Here is a 13,486-nt window from a genome sequence, read left to right as displayed (position 1 = left end):
ACAATTTTGTACAGTGAAGAGTCGGTCGTTGTTAACGTTCAGATTTTCAATGTATCAATGACCATCCGCAGGGCGGGGGAGACGTTGCGATGAGGGTAATAGAGAAACAATCCCTCCATTCGCAGGCTGTAACGCTGCAACACCCTGATAAGCTTACCGTGTTCTAAATCATCCGCGATCAGTTCAACAGGGACATAGGCTAACCCGAGGCCCAGCCGGGCGGCCTCTGCTTCCATGTAGCTGTCAGATAAGGCCCATTGGCCTTCAGGTCGATGGGTAATTTTTTTATCATCCTGATTGAGTTCCCACTGGTATACGCTACCGTCGGCAAACTGATAGGCGATACAGGGATGCGTCTTTAAATCTGCCGGGGTTTGCGGAAAACCGTAGCGACGAAAATGTTCCGGAGTACCCACAATCGCCATCTCCATATCGGGCGTGATGCGTACCGCGACCATACCCTGGCCGACTTCAGGCCCCAGACGGACGCCTGCATCGAATCTTTCCTCGATGATATCGACGAACCGGCTCTCATTCATCAGTTCCAGCCTGATATCAGGATAGCGCTGTTTAAATACCGCCAGCTTCGGCAGCAGGCATTTATCAATCGCGTGCTGGCTGGCATTGATACGCACCGTGCCGGAGGGCGTCTCCCGATAATGCGCCAGCGTGGCAAGCCCAAGATCTAACATATCAAATGCAGATGCCGTCTTCTGGTAGAGCTGCTCGCCTGCCTGCGTCAGCGACAGCTTACGCGTGGTGCGCACCAGCAACTGGACGCCCAGCCTTTCTTCAAGCTCACGAACAGAACGACTGACTCCTGATTGAGCAAGCCCCAGCCGCTGAGCAGCCGCGGTGAAACTGCCTTCCCGAACAACCTGCATAAACAAGTACAGCTCGTTGTAGTTCTCCCTTTTCGCCATTGAATAATCCCTCTGAATGACAGCAGTCTTAATATTAATTTATAACATTATGGTATTAATCTTAGCAGTAATCGCCCCCTAATCAGCACTAATTCTGCTCACTATAATGACCCCATCAAAGCAAAGCACCGCAGCGTTGTCCGTCGGAAACCTGTCTTTCTCTGTTGTTTTTTATGGGGATTTTTATGAAAACCTTCACCCGAACGCTAAAAACCGCGATGCCGACCATGCTGTTATTCGCATCATTAAGTGGAGTCACGACAATGAGTTATGCTGATTCAACCAATCCGAATGCCCCTGTGTCCATGACAGATAAATGGGATAAAACGTTCGCTGAAAGTCAGAAAGTCGAACATCGTAAAGTCTCGTTCCCGAACCGATATGGCATCACCTTAGTGGGCGATCTTTACCTGCCTAAAGACCGTGGCGATCGCAAGCTGGCAGCGATTGCGGTCAGCGGGCCTTTTGGCGCGGTGAAAGAGCAATCCAGCGGTCTGTATGCGCAGACGCTGGCGGAACAAGGGTTTGTTACCCTGGCGTTCGATCCCTCTTACACGGGGGAAAGCGGCGGCTATCCGCGAAACGTCGCCTCTCCGGATATCAACACGGAAGATTTCAGCGCGGCGGTGGATTTCTTAGGGCTGCAAAAAGAGGTGGATCGCAACCGTATCGGGCTGCTCGGTATTTGTGGCTGGGGCGGCATGGCGCTGAATGATGCCGCGATGGATACCCGCGTTAAAGCGGTGGCTACCAGCGTGATGTACGACATGAGCCGGGCGATGGGCCATGGTGTGGGGGATGGCAAAGACCGTTATTCCACCGCCGACAGTCGTGCTGTTCTGCAGTATCTGAGCGAACAGCGCTGGAAGGATGCGCAGAGTGGAACGTTCGCACACGGTGGTCATGATATTAATGTCGACAGCAACGGCAAGGTCAGCGTGGGCGAGCGCGTTCTGCCAGAAACGCTGCCGGTAAATCCACATCCGGTACTGAAAGAGTTCTTTGACTACTACCGCATGCCGCGCGGTTTCCACGAACGTTCCGTTAACTCGACCGGGGCGTGGACGGCAACGATGCCGCTGTCGTTTATGAATATGCCGCTGCTGAGCTACGCCAGTGAAATCACCATCCCGACGCTGATTGTGACCGGTGAGAAAGCGCATTCACGCTATTTTGCTGAAGATGCTTTCAAGGCGGTCGGCAGTAAAGACAAAGAGCTGGTGGTGGTACCAGGGGCAAATCACGTGGACCTGTACGATAACGTGGCCGGAAAAATACCTTTCGCGAAATTCGAACAATTTTTCCAGACCAAACTGAAATAAATCCTCTCCTGAATTGATGCAAAGCCATCGGTCTATGGCCGGTGGCTTTTATCCTGATCTTCGTGAAATTTCACTATGTCGACGCTAAACCAAACACCATCACCTCATCATCAGCGCGCATACTGGGGCGGTATTTTTGCCATGACCCTGTGCGTGTTTGTGCTGATTGCTTCTGAATTTATGCCCGTCAGCCTGCTCACGCCGATTGCCCGCGATTTAGGCGTGACGGAGGGGTTGGCTGGGCAGGGGATTGCTATCTCCGGCGCACTGGCGGTTCTAACCAGCCTGACGCTTTCAACGCTAGCTGGAAAGATGAATCGTAAGTTCCTGCTATTGGGAATGACGGTCCTGATGGCCGCATCGGGGCTTATTATTGCGCTGGCTTCCAGTTATCTGGTGTATATGGTCGGTCGTGCGATGACTGGTGTGGCGATTGGCGGATTCTGGTCGATGTCTGCGGCAACGGCGATTCGTCTGGTGCCGCAGCATCAGGTCACGCGTGCGCTGGCGATTTTCAACGCCGGTAATGCGCTGGCGACGGTCGTGGCCGCGCCGCTGGGAAGCTATCTGGGGGCCACGGTCGGATGGCGAGGCGCTTTCTTGTGCCTGGTGCCCATCGCGGTTGTCGCCTTTATCTGGCAGTGCATCAGCCTGCCTGGTATGGATGCGAATAAAAGCCACACGTCACCTGGCGCGGTATTCTGCATACTTAGCCGCTGCGTGGTTGCGGTTGGCATGCTGGCGTGTGGCCTGTTTTTTATGGGGCAGTTTACGCTATTTACCTATGTGCGCCCGTTTCTGGAGTCGGTGACGCGGGTTGATTCCTCAGGTTTGTCGTTGATTTTACTGGTTATCGGCGTAGCCGGTTTTATCGGCACGCTGGTTGTTTCGACATTCCTCAACCGGAAATTTTACCCCACGCTGATGGCCATACCCGGGCTGATGGGCGTCATTGCCATCGGCCTGATGCTGACCGGGCATCATGTCTGGACGGTTTCGCTGTTGTTAGGGCTCTGGGGCATGCTGGCCACCGCCGCCCCAACCGGATGGTGGACATGGATTGCGCGTACGTTGCCTGATAACGCTGAAGCCGGAGGCGGGCTCATGGTCGCGGTGATTCAGCTCTCCATCGCCCTTGGATCAACGGCAGGAGGCATCGTGTTTGACCACCTTGGTTGGCAGAGCACATTTGCCATGAGCAGCGTACTGCTCCTTTGCGCGGGCGTACTGACCTTTTTCACCGCCCGCCAGAAGGCCGGTGCGCGTTAATCCGGCGAAGGTCCGCGCTCCAGAAACGTGGAAAGCGCAATATAGCTGCGTACGGAGCGTACGCCCTCAAGGCTCTGAATCTCCATCAGGAAATTTTCCAGCGATTCGGTATCGGCGGCGCGTACTTTGATAAAGACGCAGCCGTCCCCGGCAACGGTATGCAATTCTTCCACCTCCTTGCGGCTGGTGAACTGCAAAAGGGCGCGCGTTGCTTGATAGCTACTGGTATCGATAACCAGGAACGTTAACAGCGTCCGTCCCAGCTTGCAGCCATCCAGAACCGCCACGGTTCCCTTGATCACCCCGTCGCGCTTAAGTCGTTTTACGCGATCGTGAACCGCGGGGGCCGACAGGTTCACAATCTCGCTCAATTCCGTGTAGCTGCGACCTGCGTCCTCTGCCAGGGCACTTAATATTTTTCGGTCAATGGCATCCAGTTCCGCCGGTTTATGTCTCGTCTGCCGAATACCATCTTTTTCTTTATCAAATGCGCTCATAGGGCTTCTCAATCTGAATGAAAGTATGAATATACTTAATTCTACCTAATATTATTAAGCCACAAAACGAATAATGGAGTTGCAATGCCTATCGCACTTTTCGCCCTCGCCGTGGGCGCATTTGGTATCGGCCTGACTGAATTTGTCATCGCCGGGATCCTGCCACAAATCGCCGCAGAATTTAGCGTCAGTATCCCGAAAGCGGGAATGATGGCGACGTCATACGCGCTGGGCGTATTTATTGGCGCACCGCTGTTAACGATTATCGGCGCGAGGATCCCTCGCAAGGCCATGCTGATTACGCTGGCGGGTATTTTTACGATCGGTAATATCATGACGGCCATCGCGCCGACAATGGAGATAGCGATTGTCGGCCGTATTATCACCTCTTTTAATCACGGGGCCTTTTTTGGTATCGGCTCGATTATTGCCGCCTCGCTGGTGGCGCCAGGACGCCAGGCAAGCGCCATTGCCTTTATGTTTTCGGGGCTGACTTTAGCCAATCTGCTTGGCGTTCCGGCCGGTACCTGGCTTGCGCAAACCTTTAGCTGGCGGCTGGTATTCTGGATCATTGCCGGTATCGGGGTGCTGACGATGGCAAGCGTAGCCGTGCTGGTTCCGCATATTGCGAAAGGCAAAGCGATTGCTTTACGTAACGAACTGAGAGCCTTTGTTGACCCGCAGGTGTTGCTGGTCATGGGGATCACGATTTTCGGCCCGGCTGCCTTTTTCACCTCGATTACCTACATTGCGCCAATGATGGTGCAGGAGGCCGGTTTCTCCGCAGGCGGCGTGGCTGGATTAATGGTGCTGTTTGGTCTGGGGCTTGCCGTTGGCAACTGGATTGGTGGGCGCTTCGCTGACCGCTCTCTGTTTGGCACGCTGTTCGTCACCCTCGCGGCTCAGGGGCTGGTGCTGCTGGTTTTCTGGGCGGGTGTTGAAAGCCAGTGGGTTGCCAGCATCTCAGTCTTCCTGATGGCGGCCTTCGGCTTCGCGACGGTCTCACCGATTCAGAAACTGGTGATGGAGCGTGCCAGCCATGCGGGAGCGCCGACAATGGCGGCCTCGGTCAATATCGGCATGTTTAATCTGGGAAATGCACTGGGGGCATGGGCTGGCGGGGTAACCATTGCTGCGGGTTTTGGACTGGCTTCTCCGAACTGGGCGGGCGCAATTCTGTCCTTCATTGCGTTGGGCCTCGCTGTTCTTGCATGGCAAAGTGCGCGTAAAGGTTATATTTTGCCGGTACTTGAATAAGTTACCCAAGGCGATGAGCGCCCACTATGTGTTGGGCGCTCTTTTAAATGATTTAGGTGATTTTCTAAAACGGCTACTGCAGATTTTTCTCTTTCAAAAACTGACTCACCAGGTCAGCAATCTGCACATTATTGAGATCAGAGAACGGGAAGTGGGTATTCCCTTTGATTCCCACTTCAGGCAGATGCGTCACCGTCACATCCCCGCCATGCTTGTTCACCACATCACGCCACTCACGCGCCATCGTCAGTCTTACGCGCCAGCTGTCCTGCGCGGGCATGGTAACAGGCTTATCCGGTATGTTATCGCCGTAAATAATCAGAATCGGGATTTTGGTCAGAGCCATAAACTGCGCCATCTGCACCGGCTCAGCCTTCAGCGTGTCGAACGCGCTTGGCATCGGGGCAGGGAGTTCTTTTTCCGGGAAGACAAAGCTGCTGCCAGGCTCGAAGGCGACAATGGCTTTGACCTTGTTGTTTTTCATCGCCGTGTACCAGCCTGGTCCGCCACCCTGAGAGTGGGTGAAGAGGATTGCTGGGCCGGATTTGTCCACGACGGCGGACATCGCATCAGAGATGACATTGATATCAAATGGCCCGGTATTCGGGGTCATCTGACGGAAATACTGGTTCAGGGCTTCTTTGTCGTGAGAGAACTGGACACCTTTAAAATACTCAGGCCACACGCCAACGCGGAACTGATTGAACCACATCTGTTCATCCGGTTTAGGCGTAATAGTTCCTTCTACCGTCGTGCGCCCGGCGCTGCCCCGTCGTGGCTGATCGACAAGATAGGTTGAGAATCCACGACGCAGGAATATATTCTGGAACCCTTCGCGACCATCCGGGGTGCTTTCCCAGGTTCGAGAGAACTGACCTGCGCCGTGCAGCATGACGATAGGGTATTTATGCGGATTCTCCGGGATTTGGTAAAATACTGAGGTATGATCGCCATGATAGGTTTGGCCAGCTGAATCCAGCGGCTTTTTCGCGTCAAATGTTCCTGGTGCGGTGATGATAGTGCCACCCGCAGAAAAGCTTCCCTGTTCCTGAATGACCAGCGGCTCGGCATAGACCGACTGAGCCACCAGGCCACCCGCTATTACGCAGATGGCCAGCGTTTTTAAGATTGTCTTCAAGATTACATCCTCTGTTATGTTTGCCGTTCAATAATATCTGAGTTGTCCGCGTTAATTATTTAGCAACCCTGATTGCCCTTATTTGGCAGATTCATGAATGCGGACGATTAACTGCGTATCGCCTCTAACCAACTGACCTTATTTGCTACCGAGCGCCTGTTGCAGCGCCTTTTCAGCTCGCGTTGCTGCATCATTTTCGCCATGTTCACGCAGAAGCTGTGCCAGCTGGCGCAGCTGCGCTGCCGTCAGGCCGACCCGCATGCTGGCTCGCATATGTGACAGCAGTTGTGATTCAACGCCTGGCGTGGCCGCTAAAGCGCCAACCGTTGCCAGCTCGCGGCTTTGCCAGTCGAGGTTATCGCGGGCGAAAATGTCACCGAAAAGGTGCGCTTGCAGGAACTGGTTAATGACCGGGGCAAAATCAAACAGCGGGCCCTGGACGGGCGCGCCTGAGATTTTTGTCTGGTTTGCGGTACCGACACGGCGAAGTTCATCCCCAACGGGGATCGGGGCAACCGGTTCTTTACCCTCAACATCTTTGATACCACGTTGTTTACGTGCTTCGACGACCTTCATCAGTTCACTAAGCGCGTTCAGGCTACGGGGGAAGCCCGTATAGGCATAAAGCTGGACGAGAATCTCTTTGGTTTCGTTTATCGTGAGTCCGGCATCCAGTCCCTGATTCAGGGCTGCATTCAGCTTATCCATCTGACTGCTGGCCATCGATGCCGCAATCAACGGGATGGCCTGTTGGCGGGCTGACAGCGTATCTGAAACGGTTTGTTGGTGGCTCATTTCTGAGGCTCCGTGATTGACGGGCGCAGCATGTGCCGCGAGACCAAAACCAAAGGTCAGCAGTACCGCTGCCGCTAATGTTTTAATGGGCGTGGTATTGTTCATCTGTCACTAACTCCTTCCAGTTAACGCTTTTGCCATCCACACTCCCGGTTATCGCCAGATGCGTCATCGCGCTGCCGGGTGCCGCTCCGTGCCAGTGTTTGACGCCCGCCGGGCAAGAGACAACGTCACCGGCGCGGATAACCTGCACCGGCTGGCCTTCTTGCTGGGTGAGCCCAACACCCGAGGTCACAATCAGCCGCTGACCTGCCGGATGCGTATGCCAGGCGGAACGAGCGCCGGGTTCAAACGTGACATAAGCCCCGGAAACAGGGATGTCGTTATCCGGTTTGAAGAGAGGATCAACCCTGACACGACCGGTAAAGTTCTCGGCTGGCCCGAACACCGCATTCTGACTTCCTGCGGGGGCGATATGGACAGCGGGATTTTGTTCCGCTGCCCAGGATGAAAATGTGAAGAAGGGCAGTAACAGCCCGAGGTAACGTAAATGTCCGATCATGCAAAGCGTCCTTATCTATGAAGAGGGGATTGCCTGACATGATTTTATCGAGAGGGTGATGACGTCAGGCTGACGCCCCCCTGACAATTCTGTCAGTTAACCCGGGTTCCGGCTCAGTGCCGGAGTGAGCGTTGCCCGACGCTTTATCGTCTTGCATCGCAAAGGTGAGGCCAAATGTATTGATGCCAGCTTCACTACGGGCAAAGACATCTCCTCGGTGCATAATGGCGACGGCACGCACGATCGACAGGCCCAGTCCATGATGGGTATCACTCCTGGCCCGGGAGGTGTCAACGCGATAGAACCGCTCGAAAAGTCGGTGTAAGTGCTCTGGTGCTATTGGATCGCCCGGGTTTGACACTTCAACACAGACTTGATGACCTTTTTCGCTTAAGCGTACCGTAACCGTACTATTGGAGGGTGAATGCCTTGCGCTGTTTTCCAGTAAATTAGCCAGTGAGCGGTGGAACAGCCGTCGGTCGATGTGCGCGGTGACGTCGCCTTCCACATACAGAGAAAGCTGTTTTTCAGCAAAAGAGGGTTCAACGTACTCCGCTGTTTTCAGGGTTTCTTCCCGCAGGGACACCTGCGTAAGCTGGGAAGCATGCTCACCCGCATGAGCATGGGACAGGAACAGCATGTCGTTAACTATCGACGTCATGCGTTCAAGTTCTTCCAGATTGGAACCCAATAACTCTTCCAGTTCATCATGTGAACGTCGGCGTGAGAGACCCAGCTGCGTCTGGCCGATCAGATTAGTCAGTGGGGTTCGAAGTTCATGCGCAACATCAGCATTAAAGCTTTCGAGTTGTCGCCAGGCGACCTCTTGCCGTTCCAGCACGCCATTAAAAGATGATGCTAATTGCTGTAATTCGTCAGGTAATGCTTCGGTATTCAGGCGCTGACCATGGTCCCCGGGAGCGAGATGCCGGGCCTGTTTACTGAGCGCCCCAACGGGACGAAGACCGATCCTTGAAACGACGTACCCCAGTAAGGCGACAATCACGACGCCCAGTGCGGTAATGATCAACAATGTACGCGTGAACGCATCGAGTGTGCCCATGTACGGCGTGGAGTCGATGGCAACCACATAGCGAAGCTCAGGCCTTTCACCGTTGGCGGGAATCGTTTTCACTAACAAAAACAGCGAGCAGGCACCTTCTGATGCGCCGGGCACTTTATTAAACCCTTCCCGCAAAGAAGACCACTGAACACCCACCGGTGGTGTTCCCCCCATGCTAAAGCGTGGGTTATCGCTTACTATCCAGTAGCGAACGCGCTCGCCTTCAGAATTGGTTAACACGGTGAATTTATTGGCAAGCAGTGACCAGCCGTCAGCCGAAGTTCGGGCGGTGATCCACGGGCTCATTAATGATTCGCGGAACAGCAGCTCGTTGTGCATCTGCTTTTGCAAAGTATCATGCAGGGAGCTTCTAAGCAGGATACCGATAATGGACACTATCAGTAGCGCGGATAAGGCAAACATCAGCGCCAGGTGAACGGAGATGGAACGCTTAAACATGCTTATCCCCTTCATTTATTCGGACCGGACTTCAAGGACATACCCCATACCACGAACGGTATGCAGCAGTTTGATATCGAATGGGGCGTCCACTTTGGCCCGCAGACGTTTAATGGCCACTTCAACCACGTTGGCATCGCTGTCAAAATTCATGTCCCATATCTGCTCCGCAATCATCATTTTTGACAGAATCTCCCCCTGATGCCGGGCCAGAAGGCTCAACAGGGAAAACTCTTTTGCGGTCAGCTCCAGGCGCGTTCCGGCTCGAAATACGCGGCGAGCCAGTAGGTCGAGATGCAGATCGTGAATTTGTAGTTGGGTGATGTCTGCGCCATCCGTAGAGCGGCGGCGCACCAGTGCCTGAATTCGCGCCACCAGCTCAATCAGCGAGAAGGGCTTGGGCAGATAATCATCCGCGCCAAGGCGAAGCCCTTTAACGCGCTCATCAACCGAACCCCGTGCCGAGAGCATCAGCACAGGCGTTTGTTTGGCTGCTCGCACCCCCTCAAGTACCCGGTAGCCGTCCATCCCCGGCAGCATCACATCCAGTATTATCGCGTCGTAGTCGAACTCCAGCGCGTAATGAAGACCTTCAGCTCCGTCTGCAGAAACATCTACTGTAAACCCGGACTCACCCAGCGCACGGGAGAGATAGGTTGACGTTTTTTCTTCATCTTCGACTAACAACAGGCGCATAACGGGGCTTCCTCTTAACTTTTCATCGGTGCTTCAATACCTGAACAACCCTGTGACTGAGACCATTTTGCCTCCCGGTTGCCAACATAAAGCTGACAGTTACCTGACAGCATTGTCAGAATCGCTTTGCCATCCCAGCCCGTTTCCTTACAAAAATGTTATTTCCCTGTCACCTGGCTGACAGTCCTCTCGCCCTAATCTGGGTCAGCATATTTAAATCCGCGAGCCTGAGTAACCAGGCCGACACTCATCGGGAGAGACCATGAAATTCACGCTTATCAGTGCAATGCTACTCACGGCAATGGCTGGAGTAGCCTCAGTCAATGCGGCTGATTACAAAAAAAATCCATTCACACTCGTTTATGACGGAGCCATCACCGAGAACGTTAAAGGCAAGGTCAATATTCACCCCGTGAAATACGATCTACATGGCATCCAGATTGCTGCAAATGTCTATACCCCTGCTCACTACGATCCCGCCAAAAAATATCCTGCTGTGGTGGTCGCGCATCCTAATGGCGGCGTAAAAGAACAGGTCGCCGGGTTGTATGCCCAGCGTCTTGCCGAGCAGGGCTACATCACCATTACCGCCGATGCGGCTTATCAGGGCGCTAGCGGTGGGATGCCGCGCAGCGTGGATAAACACGCTAATCGCATTGAGGATATCCACGGTATGGCTGACTACATTAGCCAGTATCCTGGTGTAGATTCCGCCCGCCTTGGTCTGCTGGGTATTTGCGGTGGCGGCGGTTATTCACTTGTTGCGGCTGAAACTGACAAGCGGTTTAAATCGATAGCAACCATCAGCATGTTTAATTCAGGCCTTGTGCGCCGCAACGGTATGCAGGATTCACAGCTAGATACAATCCAGCAGCGTCTTCAGCAGGCGTCTGACGCACGTGCTCAGGAAGCAGCCGGAGGAGAAGTGCTTTACTCCGGCGATGCCAACCTGACTGATGAACAGATTGCTAAATTACCTTTTGCCTTGTATCGCCAGGGCTACGAGTACTACTGGAAAACCCACGCGCACCCGAACTCCACGTTTAAATACACCACCAGCAGTCTTCTTGATTTGATGAGCTTTGACGTGACGGACCATATCAATCTCATCAATAAACCGCTGCTGATGATTGCCGGTACAAAAGCGGATACACTCTATATGACTGAAGATGCGTTCGCGAAAGCCTCCGGTACGAAGGACAAAGAGCTTTTCCTGATCGACGACGCTACCCATATCGAGACATATTGGGTGCCTAAATACGTTGATAAGGCTTTGCAAAAGTTAGACGTCTTCTTTGATAAAAATATCTAGTTAGCCACAGATGATGCCCCAGCCGCAGCAGGCTGGGGTATGCCTTTCAGTTGTAGTCACTTGCCGCTGCAATTCAAATTGCGTATTCACGCGATATACCCAGATTAACGATGTTGCGGTTAAAGATAATTACGCTGATTAGATAGGCGCTATGAGTTAAATTCATAAGCGTTGTGGATATGTGGTGGTTATTTTTATAGATGAACGGTCAGTGCCATCATGGTGCTGGCAGCTGTAAACAACGCAATTATCCAGCCCATCGTCCATGGCGTGCCGTCACTGAACAGAGTGAGAAGAAGTGAAGAGATGATGCGATCCTGAAGAAGGGGATAACCAACTGATAGAAATGCAGAAAGCAGACGTCAGTGAACGTCTGCTTCCCTAAAATATGGCTCCTCTGACTGGACTCGAACCAGTGACATACGGATTAACAGTCCGCCGTTCTACCGACTGAACTACAGAGGAATCGTGTGAACGAGGCGAATATTAGCGATGCCGCTCAGCGTTGTCAAAGCCTGAATAGATAAATGCGATCGTTTGCTGAAATATTCCTCATTTCGCCGCTTATTCAGACGCAACCGGTTGTTTTATGCACTTTTCGCGTTCGGGGCGCGGGTATTTCCACAACCAGCGGCCGGTGACCATACGCCAGTAAAATAACGCGGCGCGTACGGCCCAGTCGAAGAACATACCTAACCAAACGCCGACAACTCCCCATCCTAATACGATACCCAGGGTGTAACCCGCGACTACGCGGCAGCCCCACATGCCCAGCATCGATACCCACATAGCAAAACGTGCATCTCGCGCACCTTTAAAGCCTGCTGGTAATACCCAGGAGGCTGCCCATATCGGCATAAATGCTGCGTTGAGCCAAATCAGGATGACTATGACCTCTTTTACATCCTGATCGTGGGTATAAAATGAGGCCATCACCCCGGCGAAAGGAGCGGTTAACCAGGCAATTGCCGTCAGGCCGATCGTCGACAGCCAGAATACATGCCGTAGCTGGATTTCAGCCTGGGCAATCTGGCCATTTCCCAGACGCCTGCCGGTAATGATTGTCGACGCGGAACCTAAAGCATTCCCCGGTAAGTTGATAAGCGCGGCGATAGAAAATGCAATAAAGTTCCCGGCGATAACGCTGGTTCCCATGCCTGAAACAAACATCTGCGTCAAAAGTTTACCGCCATTGAACAGCACTGACTCGATACTTGCCGGAATGCCGATCCCCATCACCTCCCAGATAATGGCGAGATTGAGTGGCTTAAAATAGCTTTTGAAGGGAATTCGCAGCGCGGGGTTAAAACCAATCATCAGTACCCAGATGATGGCAATCGCCCCGATGTAGCGCGAAATGGTCAGTCCCAGGCCTGCTCCCACAAATCCCAGACCTTGCCAGGAAAAGATCCCGTAAATCAGGATGCTACTGATGATGATATTCAGGATGTTCATGCCGCCGTTAATCAACAACGGTATTTTTGTATTTCCGGCTCCACGTAGTGCGCCACTGCCAATCAGCGCAATGGCTGCTGCCGGGTAGCTGAGCACCGTCAGCTCCAGATAGGTGAGTGCCAAAGCTTTAACGTCTGGCGTTGCTTCACCTGCGACAACGTCAATAATCTGTTGACCAAAATAGTGAATGACAGCTGCCAGAACGGTAGCAAAAATTGTCATGATCACCAGTGATTGTCTGGCCGCGGCTCTGGCCCGTCGACGATCTCGTTTCCCGAGGCTAAATGCTACAACCACGGTGGTGCCCAGATCGATGGCGGCGAAAAATGCCATGATGACCATATTAAAGCTGTCGGCGAGTCCGACACCGGCCATCGCTTCTTTTCCCAACCAGCTGACCAGGAAGGTACTGAGAACACCCATCAATAGCACACAGGTGTTTTCCAGAAAAATGGGGACAGCCAGCGGAGTGATTTCGCGCCAAAAGAGAACCTTATAACTCTTGCGTTTGGCATACCAGGGCGTGCGGGAAGCGACCTGGCGTAAGGCAGCGGAGACGTTCAAAGTGGACCTTAACGAAGAAAGTTGAAACCTCATTTCAAATGATGAGGGAGAATCAAAAAAGCTGCAAAGTTTTTTCTATTTAAAATGTCTGTAAATGCAACAAACTGTCGAGAGAAGCATCAATTGATTCGCATTCGAGGAAATGGGGTTTGACAAAATTTTTTTCGCCGCTAA

At 53.0% G+C, this 13,486-nt stretch carries 12 protein-coding genes and 1 tRNA gene; 4 read left to right on the top strand and 9 right to left on the bottom strand.

Annotation, left to right across the window (positions count from 1 at the left end; all coding sequences use genetic code 11):
* Positions 1–38: 38 nt before the first annotated feature.
* Positions 39–923: a LysR family transcriptional regulator gene (locus ACHHZ7_RS08605; protein WP_192464092.1), complete on the bottom strand. Its 885-nt coding sequence runs from the start codon at positions 921–923 to the stop codon at positions 39–41.
* 263 nt (positions 924–1,186) lie between these two features.
* On the opposite strand from ACHHZ7_RS08605, the gene ACHHZ7_RS08600 reads away from it, so the two are divergent.
* Together ACHHZ7_RS08600 and ACHHZ7_RS08595 are read left to right on the top strand one after the other, a co-directional pair.
* The gene (locus tag ACHHZ7_RS08600; RefSeq protein ID WP_123969804.1) at positions 1,187–2,245 is read left to right on the top strand and encodes an alpha/beta hydrolase; all 1,059 of its coding nucleotides are present in this window, start codon (positions 1,187–1,189) and stop codon (positions 2,243–2,245) included.
* A 141-nt stretch (positions 2,246–2,386) separates the two neighbouring features.
* Positions 2,387–3,514 (top strand): MFS transporter, encoded by a 1,128-nt coding sequence (locus tag ACHHZ7_RS08595; protein WP_192464097.1) that lies wholly within the window; start codon positions 2,387–2,389, stop codon positions 3,512–3,514.
* On the opposite strand, the gene ACHHZ7_RS08590 is transcribed toward ACHHZ7_RS08595, so the two are convergent.
* Positions 3,511–4,011, bottom strand: a complete 501-nt coding sequence (locus tag ACHHZ7_RS08590; protein WP_087050470.1) for an Lrp/AsnC family transcriptional regulator — start codon at positions 4,009–4,011, stop codon at positions 3,511–3,513. The two genes, ACHHZ7_RS08595 and ACHHZ7_RS08590, sit on opposite strands and share 4 nt — an antisense overlap.
* Positions 4,012–4,095: 84 nt before the next feature.
* On the opposite strand from ACHHZ7_RS08590, the gene ACHHZ7_RS08585 reads away from it, so the two are divergent.
* Positions 4,096–5,268 (top strand): MFS transporter, encoded by a 1,173-nt coding sequence (locus ACHHZ7_RS08585; protein WP_060682364.1) that lies wholly within the window; start codon positions 4,096–4,098, stop codon positions 5,266–5,268.
* Positions 5,269–5,341: 73 nt separating this feature from the next.
* Here ACHHZ7_RS08585 and ACHHZ7_RS08580 read toward each other — a convergent pair whose 3' ends face one another.
* The 5 genes from ACHHZ7_RS08580 to ACHHZ7_RS08560 form a co-directional block, all read right to left on the bottom strand.
* Positions 5,342–6,406 (bottom strand): alpha/beta fold hydrolase, encoded by a 1,065-nt coding sequence (locus ACHHZ7_RS08580; RefSeq protein WP_060682363.1) that lies wholly within the window; start codon positions 6,404–6,406, stop codon positions 5,342–5,344.
* A gap of 138 nt (positions 6,407–6,544) precedes the next feature.
* Positions 6,545–7,306 carry a carboxymuconolactone decarboxylase family protein gene (locus ACHHZ7_RS08575; RefSeq protein WP_192464093.1) on the bottom strand — a complete coding sequence of 254 codons (762 nt, stop codon included), beginning with the start codon at positions 7,304–7,306 and terminating at the stop codon, positions 6,545–6,547.
* Positions 7,284–7,763, bottom strand: a complete 480-nt coding sequence (locus ACHHZ7_RS08570; protein WP_060682362.1) for a cupin domain-containing protein — start codon at positions 7,761–7,763, stop codon at positions 7,284–7,286. The genes ACHHZ7_RS08575 and ACHHZ7_RS08570 overlap by 23 nt, the downstream gene beginning before the upstream one ends.
* Before the next feature lie 64 nt (positions 7,764–7,827).
* A complete protein-coding gene (locus ACHHZ7_RS08565) occupies positions 7,828–9,285 on the bottom strand; it encodes a heavy metal sensor histidine kinase (RefSeq protein WP_192464094.1) in 1,458 nt (485 codons plus the stop codon).
* Between the two features lie 15 nt (positions 9,286–9,300).
* The gene (locus ACHHZ7_RS08560) at positions 9,301–9,981 is read right to left on the bottom strand and encodes a heavy metal response regulator transcription factor (RefSeq protein WP_063216386.1); all 681 of its coding nucleotides are present in this window, start codon (positions 9,979–9,981) and stop codon (positions 9,301–9,303) included.
* A gap of 286 nt (positions 9,982–10,267) precedes the next feature.
* On the opposite strand from ACHHZ7_RS08560, the gene ACHHZ7_RS08555 reads away from it, so the two are divergent.
* Complete coding sequence (locus ACHHZ7_RS08555) at positions 10,268–11,293, top strand: alpha/beta hydrolase (protein ID WP_225623086.1); 1,026 nt, start codon at positions 10,268–10,270, stop codon at positions 11,291–11,293.
* Positions 11,294–11,682: 389 nt separating this feature from the next.
* Here ACHHZ7_RS08555 and ACHHZ7_RS08550 read toward each other — a convergent pair.
* Both ACHHZ7_RS08550 and ACHHZ7_RS08545 read right to left on the bottom strand, forming a co-directional pair.
* Positions 11,683–11,758 (bottom strand) — tRNA-Asn (locus ACHHZ7_RS08550).
* A gap of 99 nt (positions 11,759–11,857) precedes the next feature.
* Positions 11,858–13,345, bottom strand: a complete 1,488-nt coding sequence (locus ACHHZ7_RS08545; RefSeq protein WP_003846749.1) for an EmmdR/YeeO family multidrug/toxin efflux MATE transporter — start codon at positions 13,343–13,345, stop codon at positions 11,858–11,860.
* Positions 13,346–13,486: the final 141 nt, after the last annotated feature.

The organism is Citrobacter freundii complex sp. 2024EL-00216 (genome assembly GCF_043945515.1).
Taxonomy (GTDB): domain Bacteria; phylum Pseudomonadota; class Gammaproteobacteria; order Enterobacterales; family Enterobacteriaceae; genus Citrobacter; species Citrobacter portucalensis.
The sequence above is the reverse complement of the archived record's forward strand: the minus strand, read 5'-3'. Positions and strand labels throughout refer to the sequence as shown.